General features: G+C 62.2%; 15 protein-coding genes, 1 other RNA gene and 1 pseudogene. 4 read left to right on the top strand and 13 right to left on the bottom strand.

Going from position 1 to position 20,911, the window contains the following annotated elements:
• Position 1: 1 nt before the first annotated feature.
• The 3 genes from FPK30_RS01000 to ptsP form a co-directional block, all read right to left on the bottom strand.
• Positions 2-274 (bottom strand): PTS sugar transporter subunit IIB, encoded by a 273-nt coding sequence (locus FPK30_RS01000; protein ID WP_024626949.1) that lies wholly within the window; start codon positions 272-274, stop codon positions 2-4.
• Positions 275-316: 42 nt separating this feature from the next.
• Positions 317-763 carry a PTS sugar transporter subunit IIA gene (locus tag FPK30_RS00995; RefSeq protein WP_144084939.1) on the bottom strand — a complete coding sequence of 149 codons (447 nt, stop codon included), beginning with the start codon at positions 761-763 and terminating at the stop codon, positions 317-319.
• Positions 764-840: 77 nt separating this feature from the next.
• Positions 841-2,490, bottom strand: coding sequence for a phosphoenolpyruvate--protein phosphotransferase (gene ptsP, locus FPK30_RS00990; protein WP_144084938.1), 1,650 nt, complete (start codon positions 2,488-2,490; stop codon positions 841-843).
• Positions 2,491-2,723: 233 nt separating this feature from the next.
• Between ptsP and FPK30_RS00985 the strand changes: the two genes are divergently transcribed.
• Entirely contained in the window at positions 2,724-2,990 is a 267-nt protein-coding gene (locus FPK30_RS00985) for an HPr family phosphocarrier protein (RefSeq protein WP_144084937.1), read from the top strand.
• A gap of 51 nt (positions 2,991-3,041) precedes the next feature.
• Positions 3,042-4,100 carry a LacI family DNA-binding transcriptional regulator gene (locus tag FPK30_RS00980; RefSeq protein ID WP_144084936.1) on the top strand — a complete coding sequence of 353 codons (1,059 nt, stop codon included), beginning with the start codon at positions 3,042-3,044 and terminating at the stop codon, positions 4,098-4,100.
• A 19-nt stretch (positions 4,101-4,119) separates the two neighbouring features.
• Here the strand turns inward: FPK30_RS00980 and FPK30_RS00975 are convergent, their stop codons facing one another.
• The 5 genes and pseudogenes from FPK30_RS00975 to ffs form a co-directional block, all read right to left on the bottom strand.
• Entirely contained in the window at positions 4,120-5,280 is a 1,161-nt protein-coding gene (locus tag FPK30_RS00975; protein ID WP_045924934.1) for a DNA polymerase III subunit delta', read from the bottom strand.
• 332 nt (positions 5,281-5,612) lie between these two features.
• Positions 5,613-6,266, bottom strand: a pseudogene (tmk, locus tag FPK30_RS00970) (dTMP kinase); the annotation flags it as partial.
• The gene (gene topA, locus FPK30_RS00965; protein WP_144084934.1) at positions 6,263-9,109 is read right to left on the bottom strand and encodes a type I DNA topoisomerase; all 2,847 of its coding nucleotides are present in this window, start codon (positions 9,107-9,109) and stop codon (positions 6,263-6,265) included. The gene topA and the pseudogene tmk, both read right to left, overlap by 4 nt.
• Before the next feature lie 149 nt (positions 9,110-9,258).
• Positions 9,259-10,278: a phosphatase PAP2 family protein gene (locus tag FPK30_RS00960; RefSeq protein ID WP_144084933.1), complete on the bottom strand. Its 1,020-nt coding sequence runs from the start codon at positions 10,276-10,278 to the stop codon at positions 9,259-9,261.
• Positions 10,279-10,376: 98 nt separating this feature from the next.
• Positions 10,377-10,467: signal recognition particle sRNA small type (gene ffs, locus FPK30_RS00955), an RNA gene on the bottom strand.
• Between the two features lie 236 nt (positions 10,468-10,703).
• On the opposite strand from ffs, the gene glf reads away from it, so the two are divergent.
• A complete protein-coding gene (glf, locus tag FPK30_RS00950; RefSeq protein ID WP_144084932.1) occupies positions 10,704-11,882 on the top strand; it encodes a UDP-galactopyranose mutase in 1,179 nt (392 codons plus the stop codon).
• A gap of 251 nt (positions 11,883-12,133) precedes the next feature.
• Here the strand turns inward: glf and FPK30_RS00945 are convergent, their stop codons facing one another.
• Entirely contained in the window at positions 12,134-13,276 is a 1,143-nt protein-coding gene (locus FPK30_RS00945; RefSeq protein WP_024626959.1) for an inositol-3-phosphate synthase, read from the bottom strand.
• 194 nt (positions 13,277-13,470) lie between these two features.
• On the opposite strand from FPK30_RS00945, the gene FPK30_RS00940 reads away from it, so the two are divergent.
• Positions 13,471-15,696: a transglycosylase domain-containing protein gene (locus FPK30_RS00940; RefSeq protein WP_144084931.1), complete on the top strand. Its 2,226-nt coding sequence runs from the start codon at positions 13,471-13,473 to the stop codon at positions 15,694-15,696.
• A gap of 103 nt (positions 15,697-15,799) precedes the next feature.
• Here the strand turns inward: FPK30_RS00940 and leuA are convergent, their stop codons facing one another.
• The 4 genes from leuA to FPK30_RS00920 form a co-directional block, all read right to left on the bottom strand.
• Entirely contained in the window at positions 15,800-17,710 is a 1,911-nt protein-coding gene (leuA, locus tag FPK30_RS00935) for a 2-isopropylmalate synthase (RefSeq protein WP_144084930.1), read from the bottom strand.
• A gap of 226 nt (positions 17,711-17,936) precedes the next feature.
• On the bottom strand, positions 17,937-18,557 hold the full coding sequence (locus FPK30_RS00930) for a DUF5701 family protein (protein WP_024626962.1): 621 nt from the start codon (positions 18,555-18,557) through the stop codon (positions 17,937-17,939).
• A gap of 84 nt (positions 18,558-18,641) precedes the next feature.
• Positions 18,642-19,334 carry an L-ribulose-5-phosphate 4-epimerase gene (locus FPK30_RS00925; protein ID WP_144085197.1) on the bottom strand — a complete coding sequence of 231 codons (693 nt, stop codon included), beginning with the start codon at positions 19,332-19,334 and terminating at the stop codon, positions 18,642-18,644.
• Between the two features lie 94 nt (positions 19,335-19,428).
• Positions 19,429-20,790, bottom strand: a complete 1,362-nt coding sequence (locus FPK30_RS00920) for an MFS transporter (RefSeq protein ID WP_144084929.1) — start codon at positions 20,788-20,790, stop codon at positions 19,429-19,431.
• Between the last annotated feature and the right edge of the window lie 121 nt (positions 20,791-20,911).

Genomic DNA, 20,911 nt, shown 5'->3' with positions numbered 1-20,911 from the left:
ATCAGTCGGCGTACTGCTCCAGGATGCCCTTGATCTCGTCCTTGTCCATGAAGTTCTGGACGGTCTCGACCGGGGTGGTGGTCCCCTCCAGCTCGGGCGCCAGCTGGGGCGAGGTCAGCACCAGGTCGTTCATGTTGGCCGTGCCCTTGGCGCTGCCCGCGTCGGAGGTGGTCACGGTCACGTCCATGCCCAGCTCCGATGCCACCTGCTCGACGTTGACCTTGAGCAGGACCGAGGTGCCGATGCCGTTGCCGCATACGCAGAGAATATCCATGAGTTGCTCCTTTGTTTCTTGTTTGCTCTTACTGCATCTTGTTCACGATTGAAGAATGGCGCGGACCTCGTCAGGGGTGCCGGCCTTGGCCAGCTGCTCGGTCTTCTTCGCGTCGGTCAGCGCACCGGCGATGGCGGACATCACCTGCAGGTGCTCCTGCTCATCCCGTCCGGCCAGACCGATCACCAGGGAGACCGGATCATTGGCCTTGTTGCCGAACTCGACAGGCGTGGACAGCCTTACCCAGCTCAGGCCGGTTCCCAGTACCGCCTCGCTGGGCCGGGAATGGGCCAGAGCCAGACCGGGGGCGATGACGATGTAGGGTCCCATCTTCTCGACGGTCTCGATCATCTGGTCCGTGTAGGCATCGGTGGTGAACCCGGAGGCCACCAGCCTGTCGCCCGCCTTGCGGATGGCGTCCCGCCAGTCAGCCGCCGGCACATCCAGGGCGAAGGATGTGTCGGGAAGGAAGGCTTGGAAATCCGTCATGTCTGCTCCTTGCTCGTGCTGTTTGACTTGCTTGATTGCACCAGATCCGGTGGATTCGCGTGGATCCGGCCGACTGCTCACCACCCTTGGGGATGGTAGAACTCCCCGTCCAGAGCCCTGGCGGCCAGCGCCTTGGCCTCGTCCATGGTGTGCTTGGCCAGTTCGGCGCGGACATCATCCAGGGCGACCGGAGTCATGGACAGGCTGGTCACGCCGATGCCGGCCAAAACTACGGCCAGGTCCGGATCGGCAGCAGCCTCGCCGCAGACTCCGACAGGCATGTTGTTGGCCTGACCGGCATCAGCGATGAGCTTGATGGCCCTGAGGACGGCAGGATGCCAGGCGGTCTGATAGGAAGCGACCGAGCCCAATGTGCGGTCGGCGGCCAACGTGTACTGGGTCAGGTCGTTGGTGCCGATGCTGACGAAATCGGCCACCTTGGCCACCTTGTCGGCCATCAGTGCAATCGAAGGAACTTCGGCCATGACGCCCACGCGCTTGAGCCCCTTGCTCTTGCCCAGACGGACGAAGTAGTCAGCCTCGTGCTCGTCAGCGACCATGGGCGCCATGACCCACAGGTCAGCATTGGTCTCGGCATCGGCCCGGGCCAAGGCCTCCAGCTGATCCTCCAGGACCTGGCTGTGGACCTTCAGCGTGCGCAGACCACGCAGCCCCAGGGCAGGATTGGGCTCGTCGGCCTGGGTCAGGAAAGGCAGAGGCTTGTCGGCGCCGGCATCCAGCAGGCGGATGACCACCTTGCGGCCAGGGAAGCGTTCAAGAAGAGCACGGTAGGCCTTGGCCTGCTCCTCGACGCCGGGAGCCTGCTCGTTGCCAAGGAAGAGGAACTCCGAGCGGAAGAGTCCAACCCCTTCGGCGCCATACTCCAAGGCCGGATCAGCATCCGCGGGCTTGCCGACATTGGCCAGGAGGGGGATCCTGGTTCCATCCTTGAGCTGACCAGGGCGGCCTCGCAAAGCCTTGGCCTGATCCGCTTCGCGTCGGGCCTGCTCAGCCTTCTCGATCTGTTCCTGGTTGGGATCGGCAGTCACCTTGCCGGCAGCTGCATCGACGATGACCGTCTGTCCGTCGGACAGCCCGGCTGCGTCCTGAGCGCCCACGACGGCGACGATCCCCCTGGACCGGGCCAGGATAGCGGTATGGCTGGTCGGACCGCCCTCGATGGTGACAATGGCCAGCACCTTGGTCATGTCCAAGCTGGAGGTGTCGGCCGGAGACAGGTCAGGGGCGACCAGGACGAATGGCTTGTCGCTTTCCGGCACGCCCGGGGCCGGGACACCGAGCAGATGGGCGATGACACGCTGGCCTACATCATGCAGATCGTTGGCACGCTCCCCCATGTAGCCGCCGATGGCCTGGAGCTTCCCCTCGAAGTCGGCAAAAGCCTCATAAACGGATCGCTCGGCGGTCTTGCCACCATCCAGCAGGGATCGGATCGAGGTCTTCAGGGCCGGGTCCTGGGCCATCTGGGCCAAGGCGGTCAGAATCGGAGCAGCATCCTTGGCCCCCTGCCCATCCTGGGCGGCCTTGGCGCGCGCAAGCAGATCCCTGTTGACCGATGCCAGGGCGGATTCGACCCTGCTGAATTCAGCATCCGCCGTCAGATTCTCAGGCCTCGCCTCATCACCGGGCACATCCAGTCCGGCCGCCATATGGATAACCGGGCCAACGGCAACGCCGCGGCCAATGCCCACGCCTTGGATCTCCATGTCGCACTCCTTAGTGCCTGGCCACTGCGTGCAGGCCGCCCTTGAGGCAAGCTCCACAACGGCGGTGGAAACGTTCTTTAAGCAACGATGTTCAGTATACACAAATCCATTTGTTTTTCAACGGTAATCGTTTTCTGTAATTCCTTGTTGACGGTGGTAAGATAACCAGCGTATTCATCACTCGACATGCCGGTTCGACAGAACCGGCCATATCTTCAGGAGAGCTGGTAATCATGGCAACAGCACAACGTTCCACCGTCATCACCGACCCGGTAGGCATTCACGCCAGGCCCGCTTCGGAGTTCTCGCAGGCCGCCGCATCCAGCGGATGCAAGGTCACCATAGCCAAGGGCGAGGGCGATCCCGTGGACGCCGGCAGCATTCTGATGGTCATGAGCCTGGGCATCGCCAAGGGCGACAAGGTCACTGTGACCGTCGATGGCGACGAGGCCGAGTTTGTGGCCGATTCCTTGGTCACCAAGCTGACCCAGGCCGAGTAACCCCGCCGCCAGCTGCAACCGACATCCGCGGAGAGATCTTCGAGGGAACCAATGGGACACACGGCGGACAATAAGCCTTCCATTGCCAACGTCGCAGCTCTGGCCGGAGTTTCCACGGCGACTGTGTCCCGCGTCCTTTCCGGCCATAGAAGCAAGAATGACGACATCAGCCGCAGGGTTAGAACCGCGGCCGAGAAGCTCAACTATTCGGCCAACTTTGCTGCCAGCGCACTCCGCTCGGACCGCAGCAGAACCGTAGGGCTGGTTCTGTGCGGCACCTCCGCGGGGCTAGACGGATCCATTCTGGATCTGCTCAGCAGAAGGCTGACCGAACAGGGTCGCTACCTGCTGGTCATATCCGTCAGGGGCGACCAGGAGCGCGAGGCGGCCATCAGATCAATGGCGGCCCGACAGGTCGAAGGAATCATCGTCGTTCCTTCGCCGGACGACGATCCGGTCGGCATGCCGGCTGACCTGCCATCCGAGCTGCCCATCGTCCAGGTCGGCGGCAGACCGGTCTCCTACCACACCAGCTGGGTCGGCATGGACCAGGCCGCCTCCATGCGGCTGATCATTGCCCACCTGGCCGAACAGAACGCGCATGCCGTGGCCTATCTGAGCCGTGAACTGAGCACCAGCGCTGCCTCCGAGCTCTTCACGACCTTCTCCACCCTGACCAACACCTTGGGGATGACTCCTCAGCCGGATTGGGTCCAGTTCGGCCCATGCAGCATGCAACGCGGCCACGATGCCGTCGCAACCATGCTCAGCGCGGGAAACGACCATCCCGATGCCATTATCTGCGGGGACGACTCGCTGGCTCTGGGCGCTCTAATGGCCTGCAACCAACTGGGCTTCCAGGTTCCCGACCAAATCAAGGTGGCCGCCTTCGTGGACAGCCCTGCCTGCCTGGTCAGCAGTCCGACCTTGACCGCAGTCAAGACTCCCCTGGAGGGCATCGTCCAGGAGGCTCTGCGGTTGGTCGACGCCAAGGGACAGTCCATTCTGCCATCCCATGTGGCTCTGCCGCCGGCACTGGAGTGCAGGGAATCGACCTGGTCGCCAAGGATCGGCAGCAGCAACATGACCTCGCCAGGCACTTTCGCCTGACGAACCCTTGGGTTTGCGCTCAGACCAGCAGGGTACAGAAAAGAGCCTCGAAGTCCAAGAGCGGCGAACCGTTGGCAGCCAGTCTCCTGCGAGCCCGGGCGATCAGCTGAATGCGATCGATAGCCCCCTGCCTGGAAAGTCTGACGGACAGATCGGCAATTGCCGCCCGATTCTCCAGATTGACCAAGCCGGCCTTCTCCTCGGCGCCGTTCTGCAAGACGCCCACATCCCGGTAGACGCTGGCCAGGGTACTCAGGTTGCGGTCCAGCACATCCCGGGTCAGCCTAGTGACACGCCGACGGACCTGATCCTTGCCCCCCAAGGCATGGTAGGCCCCGCGCAGCTGCCGGGGAATACGCTCCTTGTCCCTGAGTCCGTTGATCTGCCGAAACTCCCGCTCGTCCCTGGCCACCTCGTCGTCTACGGTGGCGGTGGCCTGATCGCGGGCCGCGTCGACCACCCGACCAGCCAGGACCACGGCATCCGAGGCGCGCCGCAGACCCAGCAGACCTACCACCAGCTCATCACGGTCGGCCAGAACCTGATCCTTGGTGGCATAGAGACGAGCGATGCCGATATGTCCCTGAGCCAAACGGGCGGCCTTGGCGGCCAGAGGCCGGTCCACGCCCACCTGATCGGTCAGGAAATCGGCCACAGCGGTGTTGGACGGCACCGCCAGGTTGAGCACCCTGGTCCGTGAACGGATGGTGGGCAGCACATCCTGGGCGCTGGGTGCACATAGGAGCCAGATAGTGTGCTCAGCCGGCTCCTCGATCTCCTTGAGCAGCACATTGGTGGTCCGCTCCAGCATCCGGTCCACGTCTTCAATGATGATGACCCGCCAACGCGAGGTTGAAGGCATCTGCTCCGAGGTCATGATCAGCTCCCTGACCTCGTTGATGCCGATAGTGACCTTATTGGTGGACAGTATGGTCACATCCGGATGGGTTCCTGCCAGGACCTGCTGAGTGACGCGGGTGGGTTGGTCGCTCAGGCCCTGATCCGGACTGATCAGGGCCGCCGCGAAAGCCCGGGCCAGATTGGAGCGTCCTGATCCAGGAGGGCCGCAGATCAGCCAGGACTGCGCCACCTCGTCATGACCCTGCGCCTGAGCGGCCACCGTCCGCTTGAGCAGATCGACCGTGGGCTGCTGGCCCACAATGGCATCCCAGACGCTCATCGGGTCTTCCGCAGGAGGCGGGACCGGAGCAGCCAGCGAGCCGGGGAATCCACAGGAATCGAATCGTCGTCAGCATCACCGCCGACTGTTTCCGCATCCATGGACTGATCGTCCTGCTCATCATCAAGTTGACCCTGCAGGTCGTCATCAGCCTCCGATGCCTGATCGGACCTATCCGCAGCCTCAGTCCAGTCCGACTCGGCATCCTGCCCGTCGTCCTCATATCCTGCAGTCGATTCGTCATCGTCGGCATCGTCCTGAGCGTCAGCGTCAGCGTCATCATTCTCATCGTCGACCTGCGGCAGATCAGGCTCGCGGCCCTCAATCAGCTTGTCCAAATCATCTTGGATGACCTGCCAGACCCGGTCGATGGACTGGGTGGCGTCGATAACCAGGAACCGGTCAGGCTCCCTCTGAGCCAGTTGCAGGAATGCCTGACGCACATGCTGCTGGAAGTCGTCGCCAGCCGACTCCAGCCGATCGGGTTCATGATCCAGACGCGACTTTGACTGAGACGGATCCGCATCCAGCAGGTAGGTGCGCTTGGGCAACAAACCCTGACTGGCCCACAGGCTCAGCCGACGAATCACGTCCGCCGACAGATCACGGCCTCCGGCCTGATAGGCCACTGAGGAATCCAGGTAGCGGTCGCAGAGCACAATGTCTCCGCGATCCAGAGCCGGACGCACCACCTGGGCCACATGCTCGGCCCGATCCGCTGCATAGAGCAGGGCCTCGGTCCTGGGGGCCAGATCGTCGGAGGCATCAACCACATCAGTGCCACCGGTCACGGCAACCGAGGGGAAAGCAGCCAAGCCATGCAGAACGAGTTCCCGAATGGTCAATCCGACGGGAGTGCCGCCTGGTTCGCGGGTGACTTGGGATCGCAGTCCGCACTCCTGCAGATAGTCGTGTGCTCGTTGAACCTGGGTGGTTTTGCCTGCCCCATCCACACCTTCGAAGGAAATGAACAAACCATCACTCATGCCTGATGCTCCGTACTCTTGGAAGTCTTGGCGGCCTTGGCCTTCTTTGTGGTTTTGCGGGCGCGAGTAGCCGACTTGCGGGCAGTCGCCTTTCGTGCGGTCGACTTGCGAGTGGTTCTGCCACGCCGCTTGGCGGGTCCGGCCGCGCGCTTCTCTGCCAGCAGGCGGAAGGCCACCTCCGGTTCGATGGACTGGGCCGTGTACTGCTTGGGCAGGGTCCTGTTGGTCTGCCCGTCGGTGATATAGACACCGTAGAATCCGTCCTTGATGGTGACGGGTCTGCCGCTGTCAGGGTCCGTACCCAGCTCACGAAGAGGAGGCTTGGCCGCGCTCCGGGAACGCCGTCCGTACTTGGGCTGGTCGAAGAGGGCCTTGGCCCCGGACTGGTCAATGGTGAAAATCTGATCCTCGTCGGTCAGCGAACGCGTTTCGGTGCCGCCGTCGGCTTTGGTGGCCGTCAGGTAGGGGCCATAGCGACCGTTGCTGGCTGTGACGGTGGCCTGGCTGGTTGCTCCCGTCTTGGCATCGGTCAGCTCGATGCTGCCCACTGTCCTGGGCAGGCTGAGCAGCTTCAGGGCATCCTCCAGGGTGACCGTGTCTGGATCCATGGTTTTGAAGAGCGAAGCCATCTTGGGCTTAGGACCTGTTCGCTTGGCCGTCCGTGCAGTTTTACCAGTCGGCTTCTTCTCTTCGGCCGCTTCCTCTTCTGGGCTGATCAGGGCCACATAGGGCCCGAATCGACCCTTGCGCACCTCAACCCGACCGCCGGTCTCCGGATCCTTGCCAAGCTGACGGGGACCGCCAGCATTGGCTGCGATCAGCTCATGGCCCGCTGCCACCGTCAGCTCGTCCGGAGCCATCGTCGGTGGCAACGAGGCGCGCTTGGGATTGCCGTCGGCATCCAGGTCAGCCGTATCCTCAAGATAGGGGCCGTAGCGGCCGACCCTCACCTGCAGGCCATCGCCTATCTCGATGGTGTTGATCTTGCGAGCGTCGATGTCTCCCAACTGGGCCACCTGCTCCTGCAAGCCCTGATGAGCCTGGTCAGCGTTCTGAGCGGCGCCCGGGCCAGAGCCGAAGTAGAACCGGGTCAGCCAGTCCTTGCCCCGCTCCTTGCCATGGGCGATCATGTCCAGGCCGTTCTCCATCTGCGCCGTGAACTGGTAGTCCACATACTTGGGGAAATTGGTCTCCAGCAATCTGACTACCGAAAAGGCCAGCCAGGAGGGGATCAGGGCACGACCGCGCTCGTAGACGTATCCGCGATCGATGATGGTCGAGATGATGCTGGCATAGGTGGAAGGCCTGCCGATCTCCTTGGCCTCCAGGGTCTTGACCAGGGAGGCCTCGGTGTAACGGGCCGGCGGCTGTGTCTCATGGCCCTCAGGCTCAAGGGCAGCAGCACGAAGCACGTCGCCCTTCTGGACCGGAGGCAGAGATGAATCCTCATCGGTTTGTTCAGGGCCTGAACCCATGGCCTTAAGGAAGCCAGGGAACTTGATGACGGTACCTGAAGCCTGGAAGAGGGCTGTGCCCTCCTTGCCCGTCGAAGCCGACAGGCGGATGGTGGCGGTGGACCCGGTGGCGTCGGCCATCTGCGAGGCCAGGGTGCGACGCCAGATCAGGGTGTAGAGCTTGAGCTGGTCAGGGGCCAGACGGTCGGCCAGCTCCTGGGGCCTATGGAAGGTGGAACCGGCGGGCCGGATGCATTCGTGGGCCTCCTGGGCGCCGGCGGTCTTAGTCACATACTGCTTGGACTCAGCCGACAGGTACTCGGCCCCGTACTCGCGTTCGACCCCCTTGCGAGCAGCGGCAATGGCCTCCTGGGAGAGGGTGACCGAATCGGTACGCATATAGGTGATGAACCCGTTCTCATAGAGCCCCTGGGCAGCGCGCATGGTGGCCCGGGAACTCATGCCCAGCCGGTTGCCTGCCGTCTGCTGCAGGGTCGACGTGGTGAAGGGGGGCTGGGGGCGCCGCCGGTAGGGCTTGGTCTCCATACCCGTCACCGTGAAGTCCTGATTTTTCAGCGTCTCAGCCAGGCTTCGGGCGTGCTGCTCATCCAGCTGCAGGACCTGCTCCTTGGCTGCAGCCTGCGTCGGCTGACCCTTGGAGGTGAAGTCCTTGGAGACCGCCAGCCGCTGATCCCCCAGACCGATCATCCGCGCCTGAAAACCGCCCGACGATGACGATTCCCCAGCATCCTCCTGCACCAGATGCGCTAGCAGATCCCAGTAGGAGGCCTTGACGAAGGCCATGCGCTCACGCTCGCGCTCCACAATCAGCCGAGTCGCCACAGACTGGACACGCCCGGCGCTCAGCCCCGGACCCACCTTGCGCCAGAGCACCGGTGAAAGTTCATAGCCATAGAGCCGATCCAGAACCCTGCGGGTCTCCTGGGCATCCACCATGTGGGCATCCACGTCCCTGGTGTGCTTGAGCGAATCCTTGATGGCCTCTGGGGTGATCTCATGAAAGACCATGCGCTTTACCGGCACCTTGGGTTTGAGGGTCTGCACCAGATGCCAGGCGATGGCCTCCCCCTCCCGATCCTCATCAGTGGCCAGGTAGAGCTCGTCGGCGTTCTTCAGCGCCTTCTTGAGCTCGGACACCGTGTGCTTCTTCTTGTCGTCCACGATGTAGTAGGGCTTGAAGCCATCGTTCACGTCCACGCCGAACTTGCCGTAGGCCTTTTTCTGGGAGGCCGGGACCTGCGATGGCTGGGCCAGGTCGCGGATATGGCCCACCGAGGCCATGACCGTGTAGCCCTTGCCCAGGTACCCGCCGATCTTCTTTGCCTTGGTTGGCGACTCAACAATGACGAGCTTATTGCCGGATGCCATGGCCTCTCCTTATATTGTGGTCTTTCGCACGCCATCTTACTCACGAGGTTCCGTCACCATGCAAATCAAGGGGTCATTGTGCATGGGTGTGGATCCCTGGGATCCAGGGTGGATGAATCAGAGACGTTCAGTATGCTCAGCGACTGACTTCAGTCATTCTGGGGAGGAGCCGGGGGCCGACCGACAAGGCCCATTCTGGTCAGAGGCGAGGCCGTAATCTGCCTCAGCGCCAGAACCAGTCCCAGGGTCAGCGACAGAAGGGAGGCCATCAGTATGACGGCCGAGCAATGAACCCCGTAGGCCGCCCACCGAGCGCCGATCTCCAGACCAGGGCTGACCTGCCAAATGACATAGCAGGCATAGAGCATCCCCAGGAACCCTGCCACCAGCATCAAGGTAGCGACAATCTGGATCGAAGCCGAGGACATCCTGGTTCCAGGAACGTCCATCCCGGTGCCACGAGTGACGGCCAGAGCAATAAGGCAGAGACCGACCGGAATAAGCACGCCCATGACCACGTCTGAGGGGCGATGCCAACCTCCCTGCACCAGCGAGCAGCCCACAGACAAGTCAAAAGCGAACCCCACCAAGGCGACCGGGGCCCTCCAAACACGCGGCACCACACAGAGCAGAGCCAGGACCACCGCCAAAGCCAGGATTGTGTGACCTGAGGGGGCAGAATTGGCTGTGGAAGCCTGAGAATGGATCAGCACCGGGCGAGGCAGGAAGCGCTTGAGCATACGCGCCGCCCCGTAGACCACCAGAGCATACACGGCAACCTGGCCGAGCAGCCACCACCGGCGCCTGACCAGAACAACCACCAGGGCTGCAAGGCCCAGCACCACGCAGATCACCACAGTCACATAGGGCATGGCGAACAGTCCCAGATAAGCCTTGACAAGGGGCGCCTGATCAAGGAAACCGCGGAAGTTGGTCAGGGCCATGTCGTCATAGGTCTGCCCGGGAACAGTCCACACAGCTGCCCACCAGACCAGAGCCGCCAGACCCAGGCAGGCCAGGCCGGCGACCAGGCACAGAACCAGGGCCGAAATCCGGGGGCGAGACGTCAAAGGATCCCGGTCAACATGGCTGCCGTCCGCTTCGGTTTGCTCATTCGGATCCCGGTACCAGGCTTCTTGCGCTTCGCCCTGCTTGTGCTTGTTGGTCATACCTCAAGACTCTAACCAACCCCTGGGTCGACAGCCGACACCCCGTCCGACGGACGCGTTCCCTTCACGACTTCAGCCAGCCCAGGCAGGACAGATATGGAAAACTCCCACGCACCCGCCAGAGGCCACTTACCCTTGCTGCATTCCTGCCCTGGGGGGATTGGGTGACATAACGCCACGTGAGAGCAAGTCACCATGATAGCAGACAGATTCCACTTGTCCACTAAAAGGCACCGAACCCTCCGTGCCAGGTGCGCATTCAGTTGACATCACCGCCCGCCGTTTCCCCAACCAGGCCCGTACGCTAGCATGTAAACAACAGGATCGCCGTACTCCAGCGGTTGATCACGGATCATGCCGGACCCTGACAATAGACAATAGGCACCCCGGCATCACAGCGACAAGGGATGGATGGCAGAAGACGAATGGCTGACATGGATGCTGATTTGGTGATTGTAGGCGCTGGCTTGTTTGGCCTGACCGTGGCCCAGCAGGCGGTCGAGCACAGTGGAGCCCGAGTGCAGATCATCGACGTGCGCGATCACATCGGCGGCAACGCATACTCCTACATGGACGAGGAGACCGGGGCCGAAATTCACAAGTACGGCGCACACCTCTTCCACACCTCCAACCGCAAGGTCTGGGAGTACGTCAATCGCTTCACCGAATTCACTGACTACACCCATCGGGTCTACACCACCCACAAGGGCGAGGTCTATCCCCTACCCATCAACCTGGGCACCATCAACCAGTTCTTCCACGCCCACTACACCCCCCAGCAGGCCAGGGATTTGATTCGTCAACAGGCCGGCGAATTGGCCGGGACCGACCCGGGCAACCTGAACGATCAGGGGATCAGCCTGATCGGCCGCCCCCTCTATGAGGCCTTCATCAAAAACTACACGGCCAAGCAGTGGCAGACCGACCCCTCACAGCTGCCCGCCTCCATCATCAAGCGGCTGCCAGTGCGATTCAACTACGACAACCACTACTTCAAGGACACCTGGGAGGGCCTGCCCAAGGACGGCTACACGGCCTGGTTCGAGCGGATGATCGACGACCCACACATCCAGGTGAGCCTGAAGACCGACTTCTTCGACGACTCCCAGCCCTGGAACCGGGATGCTCTGGTGGGGCAGGTCCCCGTGGTCTACACGGGCCCGGTCGACCGTTACTTCGACTACCGTCTGGGCGAGCTCAAGTGGCGGACCGTGGACTTCAAGGAGCGCCGCTACGACGAGGACGACCACTTCGGCTGCCCGGTCATGAACTTCTCCGATCCTGACGTGCCCTACACCCGCGCCATCGAGTTCAAGAACTTCAACCCCGAGCGCTACGACCGCCAGAATCATGAGCGCACCGTGGTCTGGGAGGAGTACAGCCGATTCGCCGGCAAGGGCGACGAACCCTACTACCCCATCAACACGGGCGACGACCGCGCCCTCTACACCCAGTACAAGCAGCTGGCCGCCCAGCAGCCGAAGGTGGTCTTCGGCGGCCGCCTGGGCACCTACGCCTACTACGACATGCACCAGGTCATCAATTCAGCTCTGGATGCCTGGGATAAGCGGATCGCTCCCCTGGTAGGCCACACCAAGGACTGAAACCCTGATTGCACTCCTGACGATCTTCCAGGGGCAATTCAGAGGAAATCCTTGAAGGGAGCCTGAGACTGAAGAACTCGGCGCCAGGTTGAGCCAGCAAATCCGAAAGCACTGTTCCGTTCAGAATACAAAGAGGCCGGCCGCCTATGAAAAGCGACCGGCCTCTTTCCAGACCAAGCATCTGCCATTCATGCATCCGGGGCGACCTTGGAAGAGGCGCCCCAGACATCAATCAGGCAGAATCTGCAGGCTCAGGCGTGCCAGACGTCCTTGCCGTTCTCCTTGGCGGCCTTGACATCGGCATCCAGGGCGCTCTCGTCGCCCTCGACCTTGCCGGCGATGTAATCCTCGACCAGCTGGCGGGCCTCGTTGTCCTCATGCTGAACAGCCGGGGACTTCATGAAGTAGGAGCTGGGTGCCAGCACCGGGCCGGCCAGGTGGCGGTCCAGGGCGATCTTGGCGGCACGCAGGGCATCGATGACGATGCCGGCCGAGTTGGGCGAATCCCAGACCTCCAGCTTGTACTCCAGATTCAGCGGGACATCGCCGAAGGTGGTGCCCTCCAGGCGCACGAAGGCCAGCTTGCGGTCATCCAGCCAGGCCACATAGTCGGAGGGACCGATGTGGACGTTGTGGGGATCCATATCGTGGGGAACGATGGAGGTGACCGCACGGGTCTTGGAAACCTTCTTGGACTCCAGACGGGAGCGCTGCAGCATGTTCATGAAGTCCATGTTGCCGCCCACGTTCAGCTGGTAGGTGCGGTCCAGACGCACGCCGCGGTCCTCAAAGAGGCGGGCCATGACGCGGTGCGTGATGGTGGCGCCCACCTGGCTCTTGATATCGTCGCCCACGATGGGCAGGCCGGCATCGCGGAACTTCTGGGCCCACTCGGGGTCGGAGGCGATGAAGACAGGCAGGCAGTTGACGAAGGCGCACCCGGCCTCGATGGCGGCGGTGGCGTAGGCCTTGTCAGCCTGCTCAGAACCGACGGGCAGGTAGGAGACCAGCACATCGACCTTCTTGTCACGCAGAACCTGGGCCACATCCACGGGCTCCGCATCCGACTCGGTGATCATCTTGCTGTAGTACTCGCCCAGTCCATCGCCGGTCGGCCCGCGCAGGACCTCCACGCCCTTGTTGGGAACGTCGCAGAACTTGTAGGTGTTGTTCTGCGAGGCGAAAATGGCCTCGCTCAGGTCCTTGCCGACCTTGAGGGAATCCACGTCGAAGGCGGTCACGAACTCCACGTCACGAATGCGGTAGCCTCCGAAGTTGGCATGCATGATGCCAGGGATCTTGTCATCATCCTTGGCGTCCTTGTAATATTCGACTCCCTGTACCAGCGAGGAAGCGCAGTTGCCCACGCCCGCTATAGCTACACGGATGCTCATACAAACTCCTCTGATTTACTGAGTTATTTCCAACCTAAGCATACCTTCTCCCGATGGATTGCATGGTGGCATGAAGCCTCATATGCGTGCCAGCTGGCAGGACAGACCTCCCGGGAGGGCACAAACGTACGAAAATGATGAACGTTCAGCCCTAGGTCGAACAGTTTTCAGCCCTGCCGGATAGCGTGGTTGGCATGGCCAATCAGACTCGTTCAGTCAGTTCGACCTCGCCCACCCGCAGGGCCCAGTCCGGGTCGCGCGGGAGCGGCAATCGCACCGACAGACCCACCTCGCGGCATGCCGACCGGAACCCCCGGGGTAACGGGCCCCGCCGCGGACAGCGCCGCAAGTCACATCGTGTACTCAAGTGGATCCTGGCCCTGCTGGGACTGGTGCTGGTCGCCGGAGCGGCGGCCTTCGCCTATCTGTACCTGACCACTGAGATCATCCCACCGGAGAAGCAGGCCCTGGCGCAAAAGACCACAGTCTACTATGCGGACGGCACCACCCCCATTGGCACCTACGCCGACCAGAACCGGCAGATCATCGACTGCACGGTCCTTCCCAAATACGTGGGCAATGCGGTCGTCGCCTCGGAGAACCGCTCCTTCTACAAGGACAACGGCATCGACCTCAAGGGCATCGGCCGGGCCTTGCTCAACAACGTGACCAAGGGCACCCGGCAGGGCGGATCCACCATCACCCAGCAGTATGCCGAGCGCTACTATCTGGGCGAGACCACCTCCTACAAGGGCAAGCTGCGCGAGGCCATCCTCTCCCTGAAGATCTCCAGGACCGAGAATAAGGACACGGTCCTGTGCAACTATATGAACACCATCTACTTCGGCCGCGGCGCCTACGGTATCCAGGCCGCCGCCCAGAATTACTTCGGCAAGGACGCCAAGGAGCTGACCATGCCCGAGTCGGCCATGCTGGCCGGCATCATCCCCGCCCCGGCCTCCTGGGATCCGGCGATCAACCCTAAGCAGGCTGAATCGCGCTTCCACCGGGTGCTGGGCATCATGGAGGAAGACCACTACATCAGCCACAAGGACCGGGTCGGCGCCCAGATGCCGCAGACCATCAAGTACTCGCCGGAGAACGTCTACCAGGGGCCCAACGGCTACCTGCTGCGCATGGTGCGCAATGAGCTGTCCTCCGGCAAAAAGGCCCCCTTCACCGCAGACGACCTGGACACGGGCGGCTACCGGATCATCACCACCATTCAGAAAGACAAACAGGATCTGATGTTCCAAGTGGCCAGTCCAACCACCGGCAACAAGCACCAGCCACCCACCCTGCAGACCGGAGGGCTCTCGGTCGACCCCAAGACCGGCGCTATCATCTCCTTGTACGCGGGGGACGACTATCTGACCCACCAGCTCAACAATGTGGACCAGGCCACCTTCCAGGTGGGTTCGACCATGAAGGCCTACACCCTGTTGGGAGCCATCCAGGATGGGGTCAGCCTCAACACGGTCTTCAATGGCAACTCTCCACGCACTTTCTCCAGCGTAGGCAAGTCCGTCGCTAATGCCGGGCAGGTCAGCTACGGGTACATCAACCTCTACTCGGCCTTCGCCAACTCGGTCAACACGGTCTTCATGGATCTGGGCGAGCACGTGACCTCCCAGAAGACGGCCCAGCTGGCACATACGGCCGGCATCACCGGCAAGATCGACGACACGACCACCTTCGACACCCTGGGTCTGGATGCTCTTTCGGTCTATGACGTGACCCAGGGCTACGCCACTCTGGCCAACGGGGGCAAGCGACCCCTGCTGCATCTGGTGGCCCAGGTCAAGGACGCCAAGGATCAGGAGCTCTACACCGCGGCGATCCAGTCGGACCAGGTCTTCAATGCCGACCAGGTGGCCCTGCTGCAGAAGGCCATGACCACCACGGTTCAGTACGGCACCGCCTCCTACGCGCGTTCCCTGGGCCGGCCCATCGCCGGCAAGACAGGTACAGCCAACGACCAGACAGCCATCTCCTTCATCGGATTCACTCCCTCGCTGCTGACCACCTTCGCCGTCTGGAACCAAGGACAGGATGGCAGTGCCCTCAAGGTGCCTGATGTCTATCAGAACGAGTTCTATCCGGTCCAGCTGTTCACCCAGTATATGAAGTCGGCCCTGGGCAACAGCCCGGTGGAGCGCTTCCCTGCGGCCGAGGACCATGGCAAGATCGGCGGACCGGACGGCAGCTGGGGCACCGGGTATAAGCCGAGCTACTCCTATACGCCCAGGCGCAACTACAACTATGAATACGTGCCTCAGCAGCGCAACCAGCAGCAGATAGTCCCGCAGGAGGAGTCAGGAGCCGGCAGCGGCTCGGGCTCAGGCAATGGAGGCGGGGCCGAAGGCGGCAACGGCGGAACCACCGAGGGCAACTCCGGGTCAGAGTCATCCCAACAGTAAGGCTGTCCGGACAGACCGGTCCGATCCGGACGAATCAGCTGCGCTCGGATCGGACCGTAAGGCTGGTCTAGCTGGTCTGGGGTTGCTTTATCCCCTATGACCGCTAGCCGCGCTGGAAGCGGTTGAGGGCCGAGATGATGGCCTTGAGGGAGCTGGTGGAGATGGACGAATCGATGCCCACGCCCCAGATCACCCGGGACCTGGCCGGTTCGCCCACCCGGCATTCCACGTAGGAGGCGGCCAGGGCATCCGTGCCTGCGGTCATAGCGTGCTCGGCGTAGTCCAGAACCGAAACGGTCTGATCCAGGGACTTGAGTGCATCCAGGAAGGCCGCAATAGGACCGTTCCCATGCCCCTGAACACGACGGCGCTCCTCAGGATCGCCTGGGGCAAGTCCCCGGTCCAGCAGGGTGGCATCGAGAACAGTGTCGGAGCCGTCCTCGCCGGAGGTGACTGCCACATTCAGGAGCTTGAAGCGTCCCCACTGCTGCAGGGTCTCGTCGCGCTGATCGGCCATGGACTCGCCGCCGACCACGCTTCCGCCGGCCTCCACGGGCAGGTACTCGTCCTTGAAGAGCCGCCAGATGTCGGCATCCTTGACCTCGCGCTTGGTCCTGTCGGCATAGCTCTGGACCAGTCGTTCGAACTCCACCTGAAGGCGCTTGGGCAGATCCAGATGGTGGTTGGCCTTGAGCAGGTAGGCCATGCCGCCCTTGCCCGATTGGGAGTTGACCCGGATGATGGCCTCGTAGTTGCCGCCCACATCCTTGGGATCGATGGGCAGGTAGGGCACCAGCCAGAGGAAGTCGTCGGGGTTGGCGTTGGCGCGCAGAGCCGCCTGCTGCCGGGCATCCAGCCCCTTCTTGATCGCGTCCTGGTGGGAGCCGGAGAAGGCTGTAAAGACAAAGTTGCCCACATAGGGGTGCCGCTCGGAGACGGCGATCTGATTGCAGTACTCCACCGTCCGACGGATGCCGGGCATGTCGGAGAAGTCCAGCTGGGGGTCGATTCCCTGGACCAGCAGGTTCAGCCCCACCGTGCAAATGTCGACATTGCCGGTGCGTTCGCCATTGCCCAGCAGGCAGCCCTCGACCCGGTCGGCCCCGGCCAGCAGGCTGAGCTCGGTGGCGGCCACGGCCATGCCCTCGTCATTGTGGGGGTGCAGGGAGAGCACCACTGCATCCCGGTCCTTGAGGTTGGTGGATATGTACTCCACCTCGTCAGCGAAGACATTGGGGGTGGTCATCTCCACGGTGTTGGGCAGGTTGATGATCATGGGATGCTCCGGCGTAGGCCGGATCACGTCGATGACCGCGTTGCAGACCTCCAGGGAGTACTCAGGCTCTGCGCCAGAGAAGGATTCGGGCGAATACTCGTAGGAAAGGTCGGTGCCCCCGGCATCGGCCTCCAGAGATCGGCAGAGCTCGGCTGCGTCAGTGGCCAGCTGCTTGATGCCGGCCTTGTCCTTGTGGAAGACGACCTCCCGCTGCAGGACCGAGACCGAGTTGTAGAAGTGGACCACCGCCCGCTTGGCCCCACGCAGGGCCTCGTAGGTACGGCGGATCAGATGCTCGCGGGCCTGAGTCAGGACCACGATGGTCACGTCGTCAGGGATCAGCTCGCGCTCTATCAGGAGGCGGATGAAGTCGTAATCGGTTTCGGAGGCCGAGGGGAAGCCCACCTCGATCTCCTTGAAACCCATGGAGATCAGCAGATTCCAGAATCTCAGCTTGCGCTCGGAATCCATGGGGTCGACCAGGGCCTGGTTGCCGTCGCGAAGATCCACCGAGCACCAGCGAGGCGCCCGCTTCAGGGTCTTGCCCGGCCAGGTGCGCTGCGGATAGTCAAAGGGAACCTGCTTGTTGTAGGCCACATACTTGGTGTAGGGCATGGCGCTGGGCTTCTGCGGCGAACCCACAAACCTGGGGGGAGGCAGCAGCAGGTCGTTGTTCCCTCCATTGGACGCCGCGGCCTGGGCCGCAAGATCAAACACGGATGCACGATCCTGATCCATCTCTCCTCCTTCTTTCGTTCGTCGGAAACCACAATGTCGCCCGGCTATAGGCGTTCGGGCATGTCGAAACCGCACCGGGGGTGTCATTATCTTACCGGAGGAGGGCCGGGACATGCGGTCCGGGTCCGCATTACGACGCAGCGGAAGGCGAGCGCGCGGAGCCTGGCATAATTTGCGAGGTTGCCAAGGATGCAAATACCACACGATGCAAGCGCTGACAGAGTGCTCACTGGAAAAGGGAGACGCCGCGACGGCCCTCGCAGTAGGCGTTGCCCAGCCAGGTGTGACGCGAGTTGGGCCAGACCGAACCCAGGCGGGGGGCGTTCTGGCTCATCCAGATGCTGGGCACACGCCCATCGGCGCTGTGGGACCCCAGCAGGTTGAAGCCGTTCTTGACCGCCAGCCAGTCGGGATGCTGGGTGGCGATGGCCAGACCCTCCTCCAAGGTCAGAGGGAGGCGGTCGTCGGAGTCGATCAGTTTGCGGGCCACGTCGGGTTCGCGGTTGGTGTAGCAGGTCCCGGTATGCGGCTCCAGGACGATGTAAAAGGGACCCTCGGGCGGCTCGAACCCGTTCTGGGGCAGGAAGCTGGCGATGTCACGCGGCGGCATGGTGGTGAAGCCGGCCATGCGGTTGATGCTGGTCCGGGCGATCAGCGACTCGGGCGAGACCAGCTCTCTGGTGGGGATGAGCAGGATCTGCTCGCCCAGCTCAGTGGACTCCAGCGCGGAAATCAGGGGTTGGGCCAAGGCTCTGAAGGCGGCGGCGCTGATGTCCGCCACATCCGGATAGCCCAGGGCCACGATCCGATCCAGTTGCCGCTGCACTTCTTGGGAAGATCTGGTCATAGCCTCCAGTCTAATTCGAATCTGCCCCCGCGAGCACCTACACTCTCGACACTCACCTGCCAGGGCGAGGTATCGTATTCCGATTTAGTGCTGGCCGTACACGTGCTGATAACGGTCGTTCAGACTGGCCACATCCTCGTCGGACAATGGCACAGGCGTACCGATTTGCTCAGCAGCCCACACCGTACGCGCCACCTCCTCCGTCATCGCCGCCGCCTTGACCGCAGCCTCAGCATCAGCACCGACCGTGAAGGGGCCGTGATTGCGCATGAGCACCGCAGGACAGCCCGGATGTTCCGCCAGGGTTTCGACCACCCCACGACCTATCTGGTCCGAACCAATCAAGGCGAAGGGACCCACCGGCACCGGACCACCGAACTCGTCACCCATCATCGTCAATACGCATGGAATTGACCGGCCCACTGCAGCAAAGGCCGTAGCAAAGGTCGAATGCGTATGCACCACGCCAAATACTTCAGGCATGTGCCGGTAGATGTAGGCGTGCGAAAACACATCCGAGGAGGGGGCGGCAGATCCGTCCACCACATGCCCTTCCAGATCCGTGACCACCATTGATTCCGGCGTTAACTGCTCGTAGCGCACCCCGGATGGCTTGATCACCAGCAAGTCGGCTGAATGCAGGCGTTGCGAGACATTCCCCGCCGTCCACACCACCAGCCCCCACTTGATCAACTGCTCATGCAGGGCGGCAACATGCTCACGAACCAATCCCACTTCGACACGTACCTCATCAGAAAAATCAGCCAAGGACGTCATACGAACCACCACCATTCCCAATAAGGGGCCGACCCTTCCTGCGAAAAGCCGGCCCGGTTTGCTTACCTGCGTGCACAGACCCTGCTGCGTATCCTCACAGGCTTTCCAGATCCTTGCCCTTGGTCTCCTGGGCAAAGAGATAAATAACAGCGCCGATGACCAGGCAGACACCGAAGAAGGTGAATGCCGTGGTGACAACGCCGATGTTGATGTGCTGGGAGACATAGTCGCCGCCCACCAGGAGCCCCATGAATATAGGGCCTACGATCTTGGCCGTGGCGCCGATGCCGTATCCCAGCCCCAGTCCGGTGGAACGAACATCGTTGGGTAACTGCTCGCCGCCGAAAGCGTTGAGAATGCCGAAGACACCGTCGGCGAAGGTCATGATGACCAGGACAGCGATGTAGAACTGCCAGCCGGAATTGTGGAAGAAGGCCGCGTAGAAGCATCCCAGAGCCCCGATGATGCCGAAGGAGAACATGGTCCAACGCCGACCGATGATGTCAGCCAGCCAGGCAGAGCCGAATCTGCCGATGCAGTCGGCCACGGAGACGCCCATGAACAGGTAGGCCACCATCTGCGTTGAGAAGCCGAAAGCATCCTTCATCAGCGTTTGACCCCAGGATTGGATGGCGAAGGAACCCAGAATGAAGCAGAAGGAGCCAACCGAAATGATGACCAGCGGCCTTAGATGCTTGGACAGAAGCAGACGATAACTGGCCTTCTGCTCCTGCTCGACCTTGGGCAGGGCGCCGACCTGGTCCGCGGGAAGCTCAAGAGCCCATGCCAAGGCCTTGCGGGCATCATTGTCACGTCCCACGCTCTGATAGAAACGAGGGGACTCCGGCACCGTCGCCAACCAGAACAGAAGAAGGACAGGGATAACGCCCAGGGCCACCAGCACGCGCCAATTGTCGCCAATCAGGCTCTGCGAGACGGATCCCAGGAGCAGACCCAGAGGAATGAAGACCGAGGCCAGGCCGGAGAGCATGCCGCGCTGTCTGGCCGGCACGAATTCCTGGACGTAGGGGATGGAGATGATGTTCAGGCCGCCTACGCCGACACCCACGCCGATGCGCAGGATGGCCAGCAGGATCCAGGCACCGTCAGGCAGGAAGACTGACAGGGCCGTGAAGACCACGAAGCAGAGAACACACCACTGGAAGGCATGCTTGCGGCCGAAGCGATCGGCCAAACGCCCCCAGAGGATGGATCCGATGACCGTGCCCAGCCCGGAGCAGGCCAGGATGATTCCAGCGGAAACCCCGGTCAGGTGCCAGGCCGAAGTCAGGAGGGAGACCACGAAACCAATCAGGAACATATCGAAGAATTCGGATATGTTGCCGGCTATGGCCAGGCCGATGATGCTTTTCTGATGTCCGGTCAGGGGACGAGCGTCTATCTGCTCGTATGCGGTCAGTGTCTCCCCGGCCTGTGTGACATGTGTATCACTCATAATGGTGCTTTTCTTTCTCGGATGGTCATGATGATGGCGGCCCGACCCCCGTACGGATCTGACCTGAGGATCCAGGTCGCTCTCTCCTTCCTTGGAGAATGCTGCGGCGGCCTTGGATCAT

The sequence above is a fragment of the Bifidobacterium apousia genome (genome assembly GCF_007559275.1).
GTDB classification, from domain to species: domain Bacteria; phylum Actinomycetota; class Actinomycetes; order Actinomycetales; family Bifidobacteriaceae; genus Bombiscardovia; species Bombiscardovia apousia.
This window is presented reverse-complemented; position numbering and strand designations above follow the sequence as displayed.

What these genes read in the sequence shown, in the direction of transcription:
- FPK30_RS01000 (WP_024626949.1), bottom strand. Translation starts at nt 274, where the DNA reads ATGGATATTCTCTGCGTATGCGGCAACGGCATCGGCACCTCGGTCCTG.
- FPK30_RS00995 (WP_144084939.1), bottom strand. Translation starts at nt 763, where the DNA reads ATGACGGATTTCCAAGCCTTCCTTCCCGACACATCCTTCGCCCTGGAT.
- ptsP (WP_144084938.1), bottom strand. Translation starts at nt 2,490, where the DNA reads ATGGAGATCCAAGGCGTGGGCATTGGCCGCGGCGTTGCCGTTGGCCCG.
- FPK30_RS00985 (WP_144084937.1), top strand. Translation starts at nt 2,724, where the DNA reads ATGGCAACAGCACAACGTTCCACCGTCATCACCGACCCGGTAGGCATT.
- FPK30_RS00980 (WP_144084936.1), top strand. Translation starts at nt 3,042, where the DNA reads ATGGGACACACGGCGGACAATAAGCCTTCCATTGCCAACGTCGCAGCT.
- FPK30_RS00975 (WP_045924934.1), bottom strand. Translation starts at nt 5,280, where the DNA reads ATGAGCGTCTGGGATGCCATTGTGGGCCAGCAGCCCACGGTCGATCTG.
- topA (WP_144084934.1), bottom strand. Translation starts at nt 9,109, where the DNA reads ATGGCATCCGGCAATAAGCTCGTCATTGTTGAGTCGCCAACCAAGGCA.
- FPK30_RS00960 (WP_144084933.1), bottom strand. Translation starts at nt 10,278, where the DNA reads ATGACCAACAAGCACAAGCAGGGCGAAGCGCAAGAAGCCTGGTACCGG.
- glf (WP_144084932.1), top strand. Translation starts at nt 10,704, where the DNA reads ATGGCTGACATGGATGCTGATTTGGTGATTGTAGGCGCTGGCTTGTTT.
- FPK30_RS00945 (WP_024626959.1), bottom strand. Translation starts at nt 13,276, where the DNA reads ATGAGCATCCGTGTAGCTATAGCGGGCGTGGGCAACTGCGCTTCCTCG.
- FPK30_RS00940 (WP_144084931.1), top strand. Translation starts at nt 13,471, where the DNA reads ATGGCCAATCAGACTCGTTCAGTCAGTTCGACCTCGCCCACCCGCAGG.
- leuA (WP_144084930.1), bottom strand. Translation starts at nt 17,710, where the DNA reads ATGGATCAGGATCGTGCATCCGTGTTTGATCTTGCGGCCCAGGCCGCG.
- FPK30_RS00930 (WP_024626962.1), bottom strand. Translation starts at nt 18,557, where the DNA reads ATGACCAGATCTTCCCAAGAAGTGCAGCGGCAACTGGATCGGATCGTG.
- FPK30_RS00925 (WP_144085197.1), bottom strand. Translation starts at nt 19,334, where the DNA reads ATGACGTCCTTGGCTGATTTTTCTGATGAGGTACGTGTCGAAGTGGGA.
- FPK30_RS00920 (WP_144084929.1), bottom strand. Translation starts at nt 20,790, where the DNA reads ATGAGTGATACACATGTCACACAGGCCGGGGAGACACTGACCGCATAC.